Annotated in this window: 15 protein-coding genes, 2 tRNA genes and 2 pseudogenes; 12 read left to right on the forward strand and 7 right to left on the reverse strand. The window is 69.4% G+C overall.

Translation table 11 applies throughout. The annotated features are described in order from the left end of the window. The 6 genes and pseudogenes from OEY_RS0119290 to OEY_RS0119320 form a co-directional block, all read left to right on the forward strand. Positions 1–272 (forward strand): annotated as a pseudogene (locus OEY_RS0119290) (MHYT domain-containing protein); the annotation flags it as partial. A 40-nt stretch (positions 273–312) separates the two neighbouring features. Beyond that, positions 313–1245 (forward strand): MHYT domain-containing protein, encoded by a 933-nt coding sequence (locus OEY_RS0119295; protein ID WP_010595452.1) that lies wholly within the window; start codon positions 313–315, stop codon positions 1243–1245. A 150-nt stretch (positions 1246–1395) separates the two neighbouring features. Further along, positions 1396–5181 carry an intein-containing DNA gyrase subunit A gene (gyrA, locus tag OEY_RS0119300; RefSeq protein WP_010595453.1) on the forward strand — a complete coding sequence of 1262 codons (3786 nt, stop codon included), beginning with the start codon at positions 1396–1398 and terminating at the stop codon, positions 5179–5181. After that, positions 5182–6318, forward strand: a complete 1137-nt coding sequence (locus OEY_RS28715) for a DUF3566 domain-containing protein (RefSeq protein ID WP_082752480.1) — start codon at positions 5182–5184, stop codon at positions 6316–6318. It abuts the gene before it with no gap. Between the two features lie 75 nt (positions 6319–6393). Continuing rightward, positions 6394–6467 (forward strand) — tRNA-Ile (locus tag OEY_RS0119310). Positions 6468–6605: 138 nt separating this feature from the next. Next, positions 6606–6678, forward strand: a tRNA-Ala gene (locus OEY_RS0119320). A gap of 102 nt (positions 6679–6780) precedes the next feature. Here OEY_RS0119320 and OEY_RS0119325 read toward each other — a convergent pair. The 3 genes from OEY_RS0119325 to OEY_RS0119335 form a co-directional block, all read right to left on the reverse strand. Further along, positions 6781–7089, reverse strand: coding sequence for a hypothetical protein (locus tag OEY_RS0119325; RefSeq protein WP_010595455.1), 309 nt, complete (start codon positions 7087–7089; stop codon positions 6781–6783). 89 nt (positions 7090–7178) lie between these two features. After that, positions 7179–7631, reverse strand: coding sequence for a MarR family winged helix-turn-helix transcriptional regulator (locus OEY_RS0119330; RefSeq protein ID WP_010595456.1), 453 nt, complete (start codon positions 7629–7631; stop codon positions 7179–7181). Further along, a complete protein-coding gene (locus tag OEY_RS0119335) occupies positions 7628–8239 on the reverse strand; it encodes a type 1 glutamine amidotransferase family protein (protein ID WP_010595457.1) in 612 nt (203 codons plus the stop codon). The genes OEY_RS0119330 and OEY_RS0119335 overlap by 4 nt, the downstream gene beginning before the upstream one ends. A gap of 191 nt (positions 8240–8430) precedes the next feature. On the opposite strand from OEY_RS0119335, the gene OEY_RS0119340 reads away from it, so the two are divergent. The 4 genes from OEY_RS0119340 (at position 8431) to OEY_RS0119355 (ending at position 11804) form a co-directional block, all read left to right on the forward strand. Then, positions 8431–8931, forward strand: coding sequence for a hypothetical protein (locus OEY_RS0119340; protein ID WP_010595458.1), 501 nt, complete (start codon positions 8431–8433; stop codon positions 8929–8931). 79 nt (positions 8932–9010) lie between these two features. Next, complete coding sequence (locus OEY_RS0119345; protein WP_010595459.1) at positions 9011–9520, forward strand: copper chaperone PCu(A)C; 510 nt, start codon at positions 9011–9013, stop codon at positions 9518–9520. Then, positions 9513–10697 carry a Dyp-type peroxidase gene (locus OEY_RS0119350; RefSeq protein ID WP_010595460.1) on the forward strand — a complete coding sequence of 395 codons (1185 nt, stop codon included), beginning with the start codon at positions 9513–9515 and terminating at the stop codon, positions 10695–10697. The genes OEY_RS0119345 and OEY_RS0119350 overlap by 8 nt, the downstream gene beginning before the upstream one ends. A gap of 147 nt (positions 10698–10844) precedes the next feature. Continuing rightward, positions 10845–11804: a R2-like ligand-binding oxidase gene (locus OEY_RS0119355; protein ID WP_010595461.1), complete on the forward strand. Its 960-nt coding sequence runs from the start codon at positions 10845–10847 to the stop codon at positions 11802–11804. A gap of 9 nt (positions 11805–11813) precedes the next feature. Here the strand turns inward: OEY_RS0119355 and OEY_RS0119360 are convergent, their stop codons facing one another. Continuing rightward, complete coding sequence (locus OEY_RS0119360; RefSeq protein WP_010595462.1) at positions 11814–12995, reverse strand: hypothetical protein; 1182 nt, start codon at positions 12993–12995, stop codon at positions 11814–11816. 205 nt (positions 12996–13200) lie between these two features. Then, entirely contained in the window at positions 13201–13881 is a 681-nt protein-coding gene (locus OEY_RS0119365) for a hypothetical protein (RefSeq protein ID WP_010595463.1), read from the reverse strand. Between the two features lie 180 nt (positions 13882–14061). Here OEY_RS0119365 and OEY_RS0119370 point away from each other — a divergent pair, with 180 nt between their 5' ends. Beyond that, on the forward strand, positions 14062–15354 hold the full coding sequence (locus tag OEY_RS0119370; protein WP_017682274.1) for a lipase family protein: 1293 nt from the start codon (positions 14062–14064) through the stop codon (positions 15352–15354). Between the two features lie 92 nt (positions 15355–15446). Here the strand turns inward: OEY_RS0119370 and OEY_RS0119375 are convergent, their stop codons facing one another. Continuing rightward, a complete protein-coding gene (locus OEY_RS0119375; RefSeq protein ID WP_010595465.1) occupies positions 15447–17390 on the reverse strand; it encodes an acyl-CoA dehydrogenase family protein in 1944 nt (647 codons plus the stop codon). 237 nt (positions 17391–17627) lie between these two features. Between OEY_RS0119375 and OEY_RS30875 the strand changes: the two genes are divergently transcribed. Further along, positions 17628–17795, forward strand: a complete 168-nt coding sequence (locus OEY_RS30875) for a hypothetical protein (RefSeq protein WP_017682272.1) — start codon at positions 17628–17630, stop codon at positions 17793–17795. A 12-nt stretch (positions 17796–17807) separates the two neighbouring features. Here the strand turns inward: OEY_RS30875 and OEY_RS31225 are convergent. Next, positions 17808–17998, reverse strand: a pseudogene (locus OEY_RS31225) (alginate biosynthesis protein AlgP); the annotation flags it as partial.

Here is a 17998-nt window from a genome sequence, read left to right on the forward strand (position 1 = left end):
GCAGCATCGTCGCCGGCGCGGCGGTGATCGGCGTGCACTTCCTCGCGATGGCGGGGGTGCGGGTGACGGTGGATCCGTCGACGGCGGCGCCGTCGGGCGTCGAGGTGTTCGCGGTGCTCTTCCCGGTGTTCGTGCTCGGCATGCTGATCCTGACGGTGCCGATCATGGCGTTGCTCATGGCTCCCGATCGGGTGGCGGCGGCCCTCGAGGCCGAGGCCGAGGCGTGGGCCCGGGAACACCGTCCGGTCGACCCGCGCAGTCCGCTCGCCTGATCGGACGGGGGCGGGACCGGGACCCTCCCGAATTACATCGATGCGATACGCTCCGATCGCTGTCGAGGGGGGCGGAGTCGCAGCCCGTATCGATTCGGTGAGGCGCGCCACCACGAGCACGGACCGCTTCGCGCGCCGTGCTCGGAAGGTCACGATGTCCCACGAAATGCACCACTTCTCCATGGGGATGTGGGTGTTCTTCCTCGCCTATGCCACCTCCGTCGTCGGATCGTTCGTCGGTCTCTCCTGCGCCCGTCAGTCGCTGACCGCGCCCACCGACCGCGGCCATCGCCGCTGGATGGCCATGGCCGCCCTGTCGGTGGGCGGTGTGGCCGTCTGGCTCATGCACTTCATCGGGATGATGGGCTTCGACATTCCCGGTACCGCAGTTCGGTACGCCATGGGGCCGACCGTCTTCTCCGTCGCGCTGTCGGTGGCCGCCACCTGGTTCGGGCTCTGGCTCGTCAGCTCCCGCGCCGCGTGGGTGAACCGCGTGCCGTCCTTCGCCCGCCTGCTCGTCGGCGGCCTCGGGATGGGACTCGCGGTCAGCCTCATGCACTACAGCGGCATGTGGGCCATCCGGATCCAGGGCTCGCTCGAGCACGACCCGAGCTTCGTCGTCGCCTCGGTGGCCATCGGTGTCGTCGCGGCCACGGTCGCCCTGTGGCTCGCGCAGACCGCGGATCGATGGGTGCTCCGCGTCCCGGCCGCCCTGCTCATGGGCTGCGCGGTCGTCGCACTGCACTACACCGGCATGGCCGGCGTGCGCGTCGAGGTCGATCCGACCGTCCCGCTGCCGTCGGGCCGGACCGTCACCGCACTGCTGTTCCCCTCCTTCGTGCTCGGCATCGCCGTTCTCGCCGTGCCGATCGCCGCGCTGCTGCTCGCCCCCAGCCGGGGTGACATGGCACTGGAGGAGGAGTTCGCCCGCTGGGCCACCGACGACGACGCCTCCGTTCCGGGGCGCTCGTGAAGGAAATTTCGGACGCCGGGACGGACCGGCCGAGCGGAATCGCCGCATCGGTCGGTGTGCGAGCTGACCTGCACCTATAGACTCGGGTGGTTGCGAGACGCGCGCCGGACGGAAGTCCGCGGCGTTCGAGCCGAGTAGAAGAAGGAGCTCATGACCGACACCACGTTGCCGCCGGAGGGGCCGGGGCACGACCGCATCGAGCCCGTCGACATCCAGCAGGAGATGCAGAGCAGCTACATCGATTACGCGATGAGCGTGATCGTGGGCCGCGCCCTGCCCGATGTGCGGGACGGTCTCAAGCCGGTGCACCGCCGCGTCCTGTACGCAATGTACGACAACGGGTTCCGCCCGGACCGCGGCTACGTGAAGTCGGCACGTGCCGTCGCCGAGACGATGGGCAACTACCACCCGCACGGCGACGCCTCGATCTACGACACACTCGTGCGGCTCGCGCAGCCGTGGTCGATGCGCTACCCGCTCGTCGACGGCCAGGGCAACTTCGGGTCCCGCGGTAACGACGGCGCAGCCGCGATGCGGTACTGCGTGCCGGGCGACACGCTCGTGCGAATGCCCCACGGCCAGAGCATCCGCATCTCGGAGATCCTGCCCGGCGTCGAGCCCGACAGCGACAACGAGATCGACCTGAAGGTTCTCGATCGTCACGGCAACCCGGTGATGGCCGAGATGCTGTTCCACTCGGGCACCCATCGCACATACACCCTCAGCACGGTCGAGGGCTACGAGATGCGCGGAACTGCCAATCACCCGGTGCTCTGCCTGGTGGATGTGGCGGGTGTTCCCACCCTGCTGTGGAAGCTGCTGGACGAGATCCGCAGCGGTGACCGGGTGGTGTTGCAGCGTGTTCCCTCCGCCGAGGAGCACGGCAGGCACAACGAGTACGAGGCGGCTGCCGCACTGCTGCTCGGTGCGTTCGTCAGTGAGGGCTTCGTCTCGGAGAACCGCGCCGGGTTCAACAACCTCGACCGGGACTTCTTCGATCGCGTCGTGGATGCGTTCGATCGGGTCGTCGGCGGCCGGCGCTACGTCTACAGCCGGGTGATCAAGTCGGGTTCGACACTGCACGAGCTCGACGTCCAGGACCTGACGATGCTGCGGCGCAGCGTGCTGGCGGGTGTGATCGGTCAGCGCAGCGACCGCAAGAGCGTTCCCGACTTCATCTGGGAGTCGCCGACAGCACTCAAGCGCATCTTCCTCGGTGCCCTGTTCGAGGGCGACGGATCGTGCTCGTCGCTACCACGCAACACGGTGCAGGTGTCGTACTCCACGCGGAGCCTGCAACTGGCGAAGGACGTGCAGCAGCTGCTGTTGGAGTTCGGCGTCGTCAGCCGCCGGTATCGGCACGCGACCGGTGAATACAAGGTCGCCGTCACCAATCGGCGTGACGCCCGCCTGTTCGCCGAACGTATCGGCTTCGTCGGCTGCAAGCAGCGCAAGCTCGAGCAGGTCCTTGCCGCGGCGGAGTCGAGCAGCCCCGCGGCGGCGGCACGCTCCATGAGCACGGACTACGTCCCCGGTCTCGCGGCGTTCCTCCGTACGCACGGCGCGACGGATCCGGCGAACGTCAACTGGCTCCGGCGGCACAACGTCGATCGGATCGAACGTTGGGAGCACCGTGGTGACGAGATCGCGTCGCACATCACGGAACCCGATGCCCGAGCCATCGCCGAGGAGCTGACCGACGGCCGGTTCTACTACGCCGAGGTGGCCTTCGTCGCCGAGGGCGACGTGGAGCCGGTCTACAGCCTGCGGGTCGACACCGACGATCACGCGTTCGTCACCAACGGATTCGTCAGCCACAACACCGAGTGCCGGCTCACCCCGCTCGCGATGGAGATGCTGCGCGAAATCGACCACGAGACAGTCGATTTCCAACCGAACTACGACGGGCGCACGCTCGAGCCGGTGGTTCTCCCCAGCCGTATCCCCAACCTGTTGATCAACGGTTCGGGCGGTATCGCGGTCGGCATGGCCACCAACATCCCGCCGCACAACCTCCGTGAGGTGGCCGACGCGATCTACTGGGCGCTCGAGAACTTCGAGGCCGACGAGGAAGTCACCCTGGCCGCCGTCATGGAGCGCATCAAGGGCCCGGACTTCCCGACCGCGGGCCTGATCGTCGGCGGCCAGGGCATCAAGGACGCGTACACCACCGGCCGCGGGTCGGTGCGGATGCGCGGTGTCGTGGAGATCGAGGAGGACGCCCGGGGCAAGACCTCGATCGTCATCACCGAACTGCCGTACCAGGTCAACCCGGACAACCTGATCACCTCGATCGCCGAGCAGGTCCGGGACGGCAAGATCGCCGGCATCTCCGACATCCACGACGAGTCGTCGGACCGTGCGGGCATGCGCATCGTCGTGACCGTCCGCCGGGACGCCGTCGCGAAGGTCGTCCTGAACAACCTCTACAAGCACACGCAGCTGCAGACCGGCTTCGGCTGCAACATGCTCTCGATCGTCGACGGCGTGCCGCGCACCCTGCGGCTCGACCAGATGATCCGGTTGTACGTCACCCACCAGATCGAGGTCATCGTCCGGCGGACCCGGTACCTGCTGCGCAAGGCGGAGGAACGGGCCCACATCCTGCGCGGTCTCGTGAAGGCGCTCGACGCGCTCGACGACGTCATCGCGCTGATCCGCGCCTCGGCGACGGTGGAGGACGCACGCGCCGGCCTCATCGGACTGCTCGACGTCGACGAGATCCAGGCCGACGCGATCCTGGCGATGCAGCTGCGTCGTCTCGCGGCCCTGGAACGGCAGAAGATCGTCGACGAACTCGCCGAGATCGAGCTCGAGATCGACAACCTCAAGGACATCCTTGCCAAGCCCGAGCGTCAGCGCGCGATCGTGCGGGACGAGCTGAAGGAGATCGTCGACAAGTACGGCGACGACCGTCGCACCCGCATCGTCGCGGCCGACGGGGACGTCTCCGACGAGGACCTCATCGCCCGCGAGGACGTCGTCGTCACCATCACCGAGACCGGCTACGCCAAGCGCACCAAGACCGACCTGTACCGGTCCCAGAAGCGTGGCGGCAAGGGCGTCAAGGGCGCCGATCTCAAGCAGGACGACATCGTCAAGCACTTCTTCGTGACGTCCACGCACGACTGGCTGCTGTTCTTCACCACCAAGGGCCGGGTGTACCGGGCGAAGGCCTACGAGCTGCCGGAAGCCAACCGCACCGCGCGCGGCCAGCACGTGGCCAACCTGCTGGCCTTCCAGCCGGACGAGCGGATCCAGGGCGTCATCCGGCTCAAGTCCTACGAGGACGCCCCCTACCTGGTGCTCGCGACCCGCAACGGCCTGGTCAAGAAGTCGCGACTGTCGGACTTCGACTCCAACCGGTCCGGCGGCATCGTCGCGATCAACCTGCGCGGCGACGACGAACTGGTCGGTGCGGTGCTGTGCTCGTCGGACGACGATCTGCTGCTGGTCTCCGCCAAGGGGCAGTCGATCCGTTTCGTGGCGAGCGACGAGGTGCTGCGGCCGATGGGCCGGGCGACCTCGGGCGTCCAGGGCATGCGGTTCAACGAGGACGACGCCCTGCTCTCGCTCAACGTGGTCCGTGAGGGCACGTACCTGCTGGTCGCGACGTCCGGTGGATACGCCAAGCGCACCCCGATCGAGGACTACATGGCGCAGGGACGCGGCGGCAAGGGCGTGCTGACCATTCAGTACGACCGCAAGCGTGGCACTCTGGTCGGAGCGCTCATCGTGGACGACGACGACGAGTTGTACGCGATCACCTCGGGCGGTGGCGTCATCCGGACCCCCGCGAAGCAGGTGCGCAAGGCCGGCCGACAGACGAAGGGTGTGCGGTTGATGAACCTGGGGGAGGGGGACACGTTGCTGGCGATCGCACGCAACGCCGACGAGCCCGAGGAGAGCGCCGCACTCGAAGCGAAGGAGTCGTAAGTGAGCACTCCCCAGGGACCGAACGGCGCCGAGCAGGGTCCGCCGCCCGCGCAGCCGCCGAAGGGTCAGAACGGACGAGAGGTGCCCGGGAAGCCGGCCGGCGGAGCGACGCCGTCGGGCGGTGCCGCCCGGAACCCCGGGGCGGGAGCGAACCCGGGCGTGCCGGCCGACGGCACGGCCAAGCCCCCGACGGCGGAGGGCGGGACGTCGCGTCCCGGGCAGCAACGTCCGGGCGGGCCTCCCACACCTCCGTGGCAGCGCGGGAATCAGCAGGAGACCCCGCAGAACGTGCCGCAGACGAACCTGGCCCGTCCGGGTCAGGCACCGTCCTCGACCGGACGTCCCGTAGTGCCCACCCCGAGTGAGACCCCCGGTGACAAGCCCGCTGCGCGCCCCGGGACGGATCCGGCCGGACCGGCGCAGCAGGGCGGACAGCAGCCGGGCGGGCAGCAGCCGGGCCCGGCGAAGGAGCCGGCGGCTCGTTCCGGCGGAAATCCGGCCGGGAACCGGCCCAGCGCCGCGACGCCCCCGACCCGGCCGGTCGTCACCGGCACCGCGGCCGCCTCGATGAACGCGCCCACGGCTGGCGCGGACCGGTCGGCGGCCAAGACGAAGGCCGCCGTCATCGACGGTCCGACGCGGCACATCGAACGCAAGGACCTGGCGAAGGATCTGCCGGATCTGTCCACGGTCAAGCATCCGCTGCCGTCCGCGCCGGTCGAAGAGCCGGCGGCCGCGCAGCCGGCTGCTCCGGTCGCCACGGCGGCTCCGGTCGCGGGCGAGCCGTTGCGTGCGACGGTGCAGGTGCGCCGCATCGATCCGTGGTCGATGCTGAAGATCTCCTCGGTGATCTCCGTCTCGTTGTTCTTCGTGTGGATGGTCGCCGTCGGCCTGCTGTACGGCGTGCTCGAAGGCATGGGCGTGTGGGAACGGCTCAACAGCGCGTTCACGGACATGGTGTCCGACACCGGTGGCGGTGGCCTCATCACCGCCGGTCAGGTCTTCGGGTACGCGACGGTGATCGGGCTGGTCAACACGATCCTGTTCACGGCCCTGGCCACTCTGGGAGCCTTCATCTACAACCTGTGCACCGACCTCGTCGGCGGCGTGCAGGTGACCCTCGCGGACCCGGACTGAGCTGGGGAAACGAGTCCCCACCGAGCCGATTTTGGACTTCCCGGCTCGGTGGGGTAGTGTTCCAACTCGGTTCGAGGGCCTATAGCTCAGGCGGTTAGAGCGCTTCGCTGATAACGAAGAGGTCGGAGGTTCAAGTCCTCCTAGGCCCACTCCCCGTGCCGAAAGGGCAGCGAGCATGAAGGTTCTTCTCCTTGTGGGAACCGTGGTGCTGGTGACCGTCGGACTCGCCCGGATGTTGCGGAGCGAGGACGAATGGCACGAGGTCACCGCCCGCTGAGGCGGCAGACGGGGCCTTAGCTCAGTTGGTAGAGCGCTGCCTTTGCAAGGCAGATGTCAGGAGTTCGAATCTCCTAGGCTCCACAAGTAAAGATCGAGGTAGAGGGCGTTTTCCGGAATTCCGGAAGACGCCCTCTGCTCGTTCTGCCCACTTCTTGCCCACATCCGTCGCCGGTCGCCGTGCTGCTACTGCCCGAATGTGAAGCGCAGATTGGCGTTGATCAACTCGTTGATCCGCTTCCGCATGCGGACAGTGGTCTCTTCGTCCGGCACCGGATCGTCGACGATCAACGTCCAATGCAGGATTGTGCCGCTTCGCCCGCCGGTCAGGTCGAACCGAACCCGAGCGTCGGGCCGCCACGGCCACAGCGAGCTCCACACCACCAGGTTCGGCTCGACGGCATCGAGGACGGCGGGCCGCTGTTCGCCGTCGCGCAGGATCAGCCACGGACGGGTCGGGTCGCGGCCCGGATCGATGATCGCTTCATGGACCACGTGAGGTGGTGGCGGCTGGGAGCGACGCCGACCGGCAATTGTGGGCACATCGCACGGTATCGCGACGTATCAGTTGGCGTCGTCTGTGCTCACACCTGCTCGGTGAGCTCGTCGAGGACCGCCGAGAGCTGCCGCATCGCGGTGAGCGTGGCGGCCAGACCTTCCTCGCCCACGGCATCGGCCAGGCGCCGGGCGAAGGCGGCGTGCGCCGGATCGATCCCGGTCACCGCCGCACGGCCCGCGGGGGTCGGCGTGACGAGCTTGGCGCGCCGATGGGCGGGGTTGGGCAGGTACTCGGCGAGGCCGCGCTCGACCAGCAGGTCGGCGATCCGCTGCACGCTCTGACGGGTGATCCCCATCGCCCGGGCGATGCCGGCGACCGGCAGGGGATCGTGCAGCACGGCACCGAGGACCTGCCACCACGCCGCCGTGAGACCGGACGGACGTGCCAGCGTCTCGGCGACTTCGAGGAACTGACCGTTGAGCCGGAACGACGTCAGGGCAAGGCCGCTGAGGAGTTCCTGTTCCGGGCGCTCGCTCATCCGGCCATGAGTTCGTAGAAGCCGGCGGGGTCGCGTCGGCCGTAGAGCTTGAACCAGGATTCGAGGACGTGCGGTTCGAACACCTCCAGGTGTTCGAGGATCGCGCGGGCGAACTCGACGGGGGCGGTGGCGCTCGCGGTGATCAGATTCCGATCGGTGACGGCCGGTTCGTCGCGGTAGAGGTCGCCGCCGGCGTACCCCAGCCCGGCCAGGAACTCGGCGGCGTTGCTGGTGTGCGCGCGGTCGTCGAGCAGGCCGGCGAGGGCGAGCCCGCCCGTGGCCCCGCAGATCGCGGCCACCGGAACCCCGGCCTCGAGGAACTCACGCGCCCGGTCGGCGAAGGGGGTGAACTGCTCGGTGTTCCAGATGTCGTTGCCCGCCAGGACGAGCATCGCGCTGTTGTCGGGCCGCACCTCGTCCAGGGTGGTGTCGGGAAGGATGCGGATTCCGCCCATGGTGGTGACGGGTTCGAGCGTGGTGCCGACCGTGGCGACGGTGTACCGGCCGGGGTGTTTGTGCCAGAGAGGCTTGTTGATATGGGCGATCGCGTGGCCGACCTCCCAATCGGCGAAGGTGTTGTACACGGCCACATGCACGGTCTCAGTCATGACAATATGCTGTCAATATGACAGCATATTGTCAATAGGCGACTGTGCGCCGGCTGGTTTCACGTGAAACGACGAGCCACGCACTGCGTGCACCGCCGGGCTCTCCGCGGGTCGGGTCGGACTCCCTGGCGGGCGCCCCCTTGTGAGCGTTGTTACTACTCCCCGTAGTAAAGGGCGCGTATCCTGGCTGCATGTCTGCCGAGAACGAAGTCGTCGCGCGCGTGCGCGGTGCCTTCGTCGGCGGCATGTCGGGTGCGGTGAGCATCGCCGCCCATGCCCTCGCCGGCGGTTCCGTCCCGGGGCAGGCGCCGGCGGTCCTGCTCTTGGCGGCCGCCATGACGGTAGGCCTGCTCGCCGCGGGCACTCGCGTGCCGATCGTCGGCGTGCTCGCCGCCGGTCAGGTGGTCGGTCACGGCGCCCTCTCCCTCGATGCGGGGCACGTCCACGTCCCCGGTCCGGGCATGCTCGCCGCGCACGCCGGGGCAATCGTCGTCGCGGCGCTACTCGTCCGTGGTGCCGAACACGGTTGCCGGGTCGGGCTGGCCGCCCTCGCTCGCGCGGTCCCCATGTCGTTCGCGCCGGCGCCCGTCGCCGTCCCCGCGTGGACGCCCGTCGTCCACCGTCCCCGGCTCCGCCGGGGACTGCTCGTCGCCGCCGGTCTCGGCACTCGCGGCCCTCCCGTCACGGTCTGAACCCGACCCTTCTCGGTCACCGCGCCCCGCGGTGACCGCGCGCACCCGTGCGCCCTCGGACCGATAACGGAGAATCCCCATGAAGAAGACCCTGTTCCTCGCTGCCGCCGCGGCCGCGACCCTGCTCGCCGCCGGATGCTCGTCCGACGAGCCCGCCGCCGCGTCCGCGGACTCGCTCACCGTCTCCTCGGCGTGGGCGAAGGCCGCCGAATCCGGCATGACCGGTGCATTCGCCGAACTCGAGAACACCGGCGACACCGACATCCACATCGTCTCCGCTGCCAGCCCCAGTTCGGCACGGACCGAGATCCACGAGATGGCGGCCGGCGACGGCGGCGCCATGGTGATGCGCGAGAAGGCGGACGGACTGGTCATTCCCGCGCACAGCACCCATTCGCTCGCCCCCGGCAACGACCATCTGATGCTGATGGACCTCGTCGAGCCGGTCCTGCCCGGTACCGAAGTGACCTTCGAGCTGACCTTCGAGGACGGTTCGACGACCGAGTTCACCGCACAGGTCCGCGACTTCTCCGGCGCGCAGGAGAACTACCAGCCGAGCGCCGGCGCGGGGGCGAACCACGGTGGCTGAGCTGAGCCGGCGGCGTCTCCTCGGTGGCGGCGCCGCCGTCCTGGGCGCCGCCGGCATCGGCGCGGCCGGAGTCGGGACGGGTCTCGGGTACGCCGCCACGCGGGAGCCCGAGCCCACCGGTGGGCGCACGGTCGCCTTCCACGGCGTGCACCAGGCCGGCATCGACACCGACCCGCAGGCCTTCGCCGCCTTCGTCGCGCTGGATCTGCGTCCGGGACTCGACCGTCGCGCGCTGGTCGGGATCATGAAGGTGTGGGCCGAGGACGGTCGCCGGCTGGCCGGGGGCAGTCCCGCCCTCGGCGACACCGAGCCCGAACTCGCCCTCGATCCCGCGCGGCTGACCGTGACGGTCGGATTCGGCCCTGCCGTGTTCGACGCGGCCGGTCTCGAGGCGCAGCGGCCGGAGTGGCTGCGGCCGCTGCCGGCGTTCTCGATCGATCGCCTCGAGGAGCGCTGGTCGGGCGGTGACCTCCTGCTGCAGGTATGTGCCGACGACCCGGTCACCGTCTCGCATGCGACTCGCACGCTCGCCAAGAGCGTGCGATCGCTGGCCACGGTGCGCTGGATCCAGCGCGGATTCCGCAACGCGGTGGGCACCAAGCCCACCGGGACCACGATGCGCAACCTGATGGGTCAGGTCGACGGCACCGTCAACCCGGCCGCGGGAAGCACGGACTTCGACCGGCAGGTGTGGAATCCCGGCACCCCGGCCTGGCTGGCCGGGGGCACGTCCCTGGTGTTGCGGCGAATCCGCATGGAACTCGACACGTGGGACGAGCTCGACCGGCCGGCCCGGGAGCTCGCGGTGGGCCGGGACCTGGCCGGCGGGGCGCCGCTGACCGGCAGCCGGGAGCACGACGATCCGGACTTCGCCGCCACCGACGTCCACGGCATTCCGGTGATCCCTCCGGAATCACACGTCGCCCGGGCGCGGCCCCGGAACGCGAACGAGCAGTTCCTGCGACGCGGCTACAACTACGACGACCCGGACGGCGCCGGACTGTTGTTCGCGGCGTACCAGGCCGACGTGGACGCGCAGTTCGTCCCGGTGCAACAGCGGCTCGCCGAGCACGACGCGCTGAACCCGTGGATCACCCCGGTCGGGTCGGCGGTGTTCGCCGTCCCACCCGGATTCGGTCCCGGGGGATACCCGGGTGACACCCTGTTCGAGGGCTGACGGAGCCTGCTTCCGGCCGGGATCCGCGTGGGATCCCGGCCGGGGCACCGCCGTACCTACAGTTTGTATGGTTCCCGTCACACCCGGCCGAAATGGCGCTACCGTCAGGACACGCGTCCATCCGGGTCGAGGAAAGGCGGCACGCTCATGACTACAGCACTGCCGGAACGTCAGGGCTTCGGAACCCTGCGCGCGGGGGGACTGCACTGGGACGCCTTCCCGCTGCGGCTGTTCGCGAAGGGCAACGCGAAGTTCTGGGATCCGCTCGATCTGGACTTCAGCCGCGACGCCGCCGACTGGAACGAGCTCAACAGCGAGCAGCACCGCAGCGCCACCTATCTCGTCGCACAGTTCGTGGCCGGTGAGGAAGCCGTCACCCAGGACATCCAGCCGTTCCTGCGGGCGATGGCCGCCGAGGGCCGTCTCGGCGACGAGATGTACCTGACCCAGTTCTGCTTCGAGGAGGCCAAGCACACCCAGGTCTTCCGGCTGTGGATGGACGCGGTGGGCCTGACCGCGGACCTGCACCCCTACGTCGCGGACAACCCCTACTACCGGCAGCTGTTCTACGAGGAACTGCCCCACTCGTTGCGTGTCCTCGAGACCGATCCGAGCCCCGCCAGCCAGGTCCGCGCCAGCGTCACCTACAACCACGTCATCGAGGGCAGCCTCGCCCTCACCGGGTACTACGCCTGGCAGAAGGTGTGCACGAAACGCGGGATCCTGCCCGGGATGCAGGAACTCGTGCGCCGGATCGGCGACGACGAACGCCGGCACATGGCATGGGGAACCTTCACGTGCCGCCGCCACGTCGCCGCCGACGACTCGAACTGGGATGTCGTGCAGCAGCGCATGGGGGAGTTGCTGCCGCTCGCGCTCGGCATGATCCAGTGGGTCAACGACCAGTTCGAAGAACAGCCCTTCGGTCTCGATCCCGACGAGTTCGTCTCCTACGCCGCCGACCGCGCCCAGCGACGGCTCGGGGCCATCGAATCCGCCCGGGGCCGGCCCGTCGAGGAGATCGATCTCGACTACAGCCCCGAGGTCCTCGAGGACAAGTTCGGTGCGGAGGATGCCGCGGTGCTGACCAGCCTCGCGGAGAACTGAACCGGGCGGTCAGAGCAGCGCGACGGCCGCGAAGGCCAGCAACAGGATCACCGCGACCACGGCTCCGATCGCCGAGTAGTTGCGGCTCGGCGGCGTCGCGGTGGAGGTGAGCGTCGCGCCGGCGGTGTCGTCGGCGTCGCCGTCCTCGGGCCGCGCGTCGCCGGATCGGTGGTCGGCGCCGGTCGTCGCGGGAACGGGTGCGGGGCTCGCGGGTGCGCCCGCTGCCCTGTCCCGTTCGGCCGCCGCTTCGGCCCGGGCACGCTCGGCCGCCTCGAGTTCACGGATGCGCGGAATGCCACCGGTGAGAACATCGGTGACGTCGTACGACGGGGGCAGTCCGATCCGCGCCTTGACCACGCGTGCGGGTGTGAAGCCGGCCGCGAGGATGGCGGCCCCGAGGGCGGCGGTCTGCTCGGGACCGGGTCCGACGAGGGTGCGTACCCCGAGTTTCGCGGCGAGGCTGTCCGCGATGGACTGCACGTGCGAGCGGTCGCGCGCGACGAACCCGTCGCCCATCACCACGACGGCGTCCAGATTGTGCGAAAGCCAGCCGAAGGCGCCGAGGGCGGTGGCCAGCTGGGCCGCGGGGGACGGGGCGCTCTTGGCGGCGAACCGGAACGCCTTGCCGGCCGAGACGCCGGAACGCACGAGGTTGACGGTCGAGCCGCCGTCGTCGACGTGGAAGATGCCGACGAGCTGTCCCGGGGTCTCCGAGATCTCCGAGGCGTACCACGTCGCGGCCGCCTCGGCGTCCGACACGAGGGCGATGTGCCGCAGGTCCGCATAGTCGAGCGCGGCCCGCAGTGCGGCCACGGTGGACTGGTCCCACCGTGACGGGTAGGTGGCGGTGACGCTCGGCAGGCCGCCGTCGGGTCCGCTGTCCGGTGGCAGCGGGGGGCATTCGTGCAGCAGGCAGGCGATTGCCGTGGCCATCGAGTCCTCGGCCCGGTAGATGCGTCCGTCGCTGGCGGTGACGCCGGCGGGATCGCCGACCCGGCCGAGGAATCCCGACAGGTAGCGGGCCTCGCCGGCCGGATGCGGGGCGCCGCCGAGGACGGTGGTGCCGTCGGAGTCGATGTGCAGGACGGTGTCCCGGGCTATGACGACAGGATCGGGACTGCCGGGGTCGTTGGAAGCGAGGACCGCGGTGGACACCACGCTCCCGATCCGGAGACCGACTCCCACAGCCATGTCAAACCTCCTGTAGACAACGATCGGCGTACATCTTGCTACCGACTCGGCCACGGCCGGGGAAGCCGCGCCGTAGCATCGCGCGGGATCTTGCAGGGACCACTAGGATTCGCGCGTGAGATCAGCACCGCCCGTGCGCACCCAGGGTCTCGAGGCTGCGGCAGTTGCGGACGGATGCTCTCGCATCCGGCGGGGGTGGCACCTGTCAGGTTCTCGGCCGGATCGTCCGCCGGGGCGGGAACGCCTGCCGGGCGTGGGTCAGCAGGAACAGGCTGATCACGGCCACCCAGGCCGGGAAGACCAGGGTGAGCCACAGCGCCTCGGTCACCGCGAACAGCAGGACGAGAGCGAGTAGGTAGGTGGGGGCGACCAGCCATCGGGGCATCAGCCCGGTGCGCATCCAGATGGTGGCCAGCGAGATCATGAAGACCGCGGCCATCCGGATCGAGTAGACGTTGCTGATCTGCAGGATCAGCGCGTGCGCGAAGGCGGCCGACTCCTGGGCAGGGACGGCCGCCGCCTGGTCCGCCAGGAGCAGACCGCCGGCACTGGCCATCGTGACGAGGATGAGCGCCAGGAACAACAGGCCGCTGCCGACGAAGACCGTCGAGAAGAACTGGTCCTCGAGGTCGCCCAGCCGGTGCCGGAGCGCACCGATGAACCACAGGAACGCGATGCAGGCGAACTGGGACAGCATCAGTGCGACGGTGAGCCGTGAGCGGCCGGCGTCCAGCCACTCGGTCGTGCCGAAGGGGTCCGCCGGGATCGCCTGACGGATCAGGACGATGCTCGTCGTGAACAGGACCGCGAACACGATCCCGACGGCGGCGGCGGCGTGCGGGGTGGTCAGCCGGTGCAGGTGCGGTTCGCTGCGCTCCGCGGTCATGCCCGGATTGTCTCCGACCAGCGGCGATGCGGGGGCACAAACGACGGATCGCAACCTCGTGTGCGGGTCACAAGATGCGAAATGCGCACTTACGCGCCGGTAAGTTAGCTGTTACAGTGCGTACCGCTTGTGTCGTCCGACACACGGACATCGACCTGTGAAGGGACCGTGGGGATGGGGATGGGGATGGGGCGCGCCCGACGATGGGTCGGCGCCGCGGCGACGGCCGCGGCGCTGACGGGAACGATGCTCGCGGCGCCGGCGACGGCGGGCGCGGACGCGAACTTCTACGATCCTCCGCTCGACCTGGCCGGCGCCTCCGGCGCCGTACTCCGCAGCGGACCGTCCGACCTCGCCGTCCGCGTCCCGACGCCGCAGGGCGTGTTCCCGGCACAGGGCACCCGGCTGCTCTACCGCAGCCTCGATGCGAACGGCGACCCCAACGCCGTCGGCGGCACCTACCTCGAGCCGTCGCTGCCCTGGAACGGTCCCGGTCCGCGGCCGCTCGTCGCGATCGCGCCGGGCACCCAGGGCCAAGGCGACCAGTGTGCGCCGTCCAAGCAGCTGAACTCGCTCGTGTCCTACACCCCGCCGCTCGACCTGTTCACCGAGTACGAACTGCTGTCGATCAACACCATGCTGCTGCAGGGCATCGCCGTCGTCGTCACCGATTACGACGGTCTCGGGACGCCGGGCCACCACACCTACGTCAACCGCCTCGCGGAGGCGCACGCGGTGCTCGATGCGGTCCGGGCGGCCCAGAGCCTGCCCGCCGCGTCCGTCACCCCCGACGGGCCGGTCGGCCTGTGGGGGTACTCCCAGGGCGGGGGTGCCGTGTCGGCGGCCGCCGAACTGCAGCCGACCTACGCACCCGAGTTGAACCTGGTGGGCGTCTACGCCGGTGCGCCGCCCGCGGACCTCGAGGCCACGCTGAACCAGGTCGACGGAACGGCACTGACCGGCGTGATCGGCTACACGATCAACGGCCTGGGCGAGGCCTACCCCGAGCTCCGGGATCTCATCGACGCCGAGATCAACGACCGGGGACGCGAGATGCTGCAGTCGGTGGCGAACCAGTGCGCCCCGGAGACGATCTTCCGCTACGGCTTCCAGCGCACGAACGACTACACCCGCACGGGCGAGCCGCTGAGCGTGGTCGTCGACCGGTTGCCGGAGGCGAAGGAAGCCATCGCCGCGCAGCGGATCGGACGCCTGCAGCCGTCGGTGCCGGTACTCGTGCAGCACGGAACGATGGACGACATCGTGCCCTACGGCCAGGGTCACCGGCTCGCGACGGACTGGTGCGCCCTCGGCGCCACCGTCCAGTTCTCCACGAACACCACCCCGCCGATCCTGCCGGGCCTGGCCGTCAATCACGCGCTGCCGCTGGTCGCGGGCATGCCCGAAGCGGTCGCCTACCTGAACGACCGGTTCGCCGGGCGGCCCGCACCGTCCAACTGCGGCGCCTTCTGACCGACGGCCGCGTGGGATCCGCGGACAGGACGGTCAGCCGCGACAGCGATTGCTGTCGCGGCTGACCAGGGCGCGCGCGGCCGGCGGCCCGTTCACACCACCGGATGGTCGGCGCCGAGGAATCTGCGGGCGAGGTTCTGCTCCACCGACGGCCCGGGCGACCATTCGGCGATCCACGGGCCCGTGCCCTCGCTGGGATCGATCACGCCCTTTTCCAGCCAGGTGTAGCGGCCGTCGAGGACGTCGGCCGTGAGCTGCCGGTCGGCATCGTCGGTGTGCGTCCACAACGCGGCGAACAGCGAGTCCACGCGGAGCTTCGCCTGGAGGCAGAAGACGTCGGCGAGTTCGTAGGCCGCCTCCGTCTCGGGGTGACCGTCGGTGTGGTACATCTGCGCCCGTACGCAACTCGCCGACATGGCGAACAGTTCCGCGCCGATGTCGACGAGCCGCCCCAGGAAATTCTGCCGCTTCTCCAGACCACCCTGCCACCGGGCCATGCCGTAGAACGTGGACCGAGCGAGCTTGCGCGAACACCGCTCCACGTAGCGCAGATGGTGTGCCAGGGGACCGAATTCGCCGTAGGAGGTGGGCAGCTGGCCCTTGCCCGCCACCAACTGGGGCAGCCACTTGGCGTAGAAGCCGCTCGCCTTGGCGGCGGCCCGGGCCTTCGTGTCCAGAGTGGCTTTCGGATCGGCCAGCTCACCCGCCACCCGCAGGTGGGCATCCACGGCTTCGCGGGCGACGAAGAGCCGCATGATCTCGCTCGAGCCCTCGAAGATCCGGTTGATCCGCAGGTCCCGCAGGAGCTGCTCGGCGGGCACCATCCGCTCACCCCGGGCCGCGAGCGACGCCGCCGTCTCGTAGCCGCGTCCCCCTCGGATCTGCATCAACTCGTCGGCGATCTCGCAGGCCACCTCGCTCGACCACAGCTTGGCCAGAGCCGCCTCGATGCGGATGTCGTTGCGGTCCTCGTCGCACATCTGGCCGGTCAGTTCCACCACGGCTTCGAGGGCGAACGTGGTGGCCGCGATGTATCCGATCTTGCCGGCAATCGCATCGTGCCGACCCACCGGGCGACCCCACTGGACACGGGCGCCGGACCATTCCCGGGCGATCTTGAGCGCCCACTTGCCGGCACCGGCGCACATCGACGGGATCGCGAGCCGGCCGGCGTTGAGGGTGGTCAGGGCGATCTTCAGGCCGTCACCCTCGCGGCCGATGAGATTCTCCTTCGGCACCCGCACCTTGTACAGCCGGGTGAGGCCGTTCTCGATCCCCTTCAGGCCCAGGAACGAGTTGCGGCGTTCGACGGTGATGCCCGGGGTGTTCGCCTCGACGACGAACGCCGAGATGCCGCCGCGGTGGCCCTCGCTGCGCGGCACCCGCGCCATCACCACCAGCAGTTCGGCGACCACTCCGTTGGTGGTCCACAGCTTCACGCCGTCGAGTTCGTACGCGTCGCCGTTCTCCACCGGCACCGCCGTCGAGGCGAGACGGGCGGGATCGGAACCCACGTCGGGCTCGGTCAGCAGGAAGGCCGAAATCGCCCCCCGCGCACACCGCGGGAGGAAAGCGCGCTTCTGTTCGGGTGTCCCGGCCAGCTTCAAGGGTTCGGGCACTCCGATGGACTGATGCGCCGACAACAGGACGCCGAGGCTCGGGTGGGCGCTGGCCACGAGCATCAGCGCGCGGTTGTAGGCCACCTGCGACAGTCCCAGGCCGCCGTACTCCTGGGAGATCTTCATGCCGAAGCAGCCGAGCTCGGCCAATCCGGCGACGTATTCGTCGGGAATCCGGGCCTCGCGCTCGATGCGGCTGCCGTCCACACCCTCGCAGAAGCGGCGAAGCTCTGCCAGGAACCCTTCGGTCCGGGCCTCCTCGTCGGGGGTGGGCCGCGGGAACGGATGGATGAGGTCGAGGGTCAGACGCCCGAGAAACAACTCCTTTGCGAACGACGGCTTGTGCCAGCTGGTCTCGCGGGACTCCTCTGCGAGAGCGCGCGACTGTTCCTCGCTGGCGTGTATCTGCTGTGCCATGTGATGCCTCCCCGATAGGACTGCTACCGGCGAGTATCCACCCGTTTTGTGACGTGCATCACGATATTCGCCGGATCGGTACCGGCGAGTAACCCGAGGGTGTGCGACAGATCACGGAGCGGCGCGGTGGCCGTCCCGACAGGCACCCCGTGCGGGTCCGTACGCTGGAGTGGTCACCGACGACGCACCCGAGCACCTCCACCTTCCCGCCTACGCGGACCACCGCTGGAGGCCGACATGGAATTCCTTGCGTCCGTACCTGTCGTACTACTGCTGACAATCCTGATCTACGTTGTCGCCGGCCGGATCGTCGATCTGGAACTACGCGTCACCGAACGACAACTGCTCGAAGAAGGGCAGGCCGCGCGCGACGCGACCTGCCCCGGATCCGATTCCGTCCCGTGATCCCGGCGGACCTCAGTCCTGCTTCTTCGGTCCCCCGGCAGGACCACTCGGCGGCTGCGGCTTCGCAGAGGTTCCCTTGCCACCGGCAGCCGCGTTCTTCGGTTCGGGGGCCGGCTTGCGAGCCGGTTCCTCCTTGGCCGCATGCTTTCCGGTCGGTGCCGCATCGGCCGTGCCCTTCGGTGCCGCGTCTGTGCTCTTCGGCG

Source organism: Rhodococcus sp. P14 (genome assembly GCF_000256505.1).
Classification (GTDB): domain Bacteria; phylum Actinomycetota; class Actinomycetes; order Mycobacteriales; family Mycobacteriaceae; genus Rhodococcus; species Rhodococcus ruber.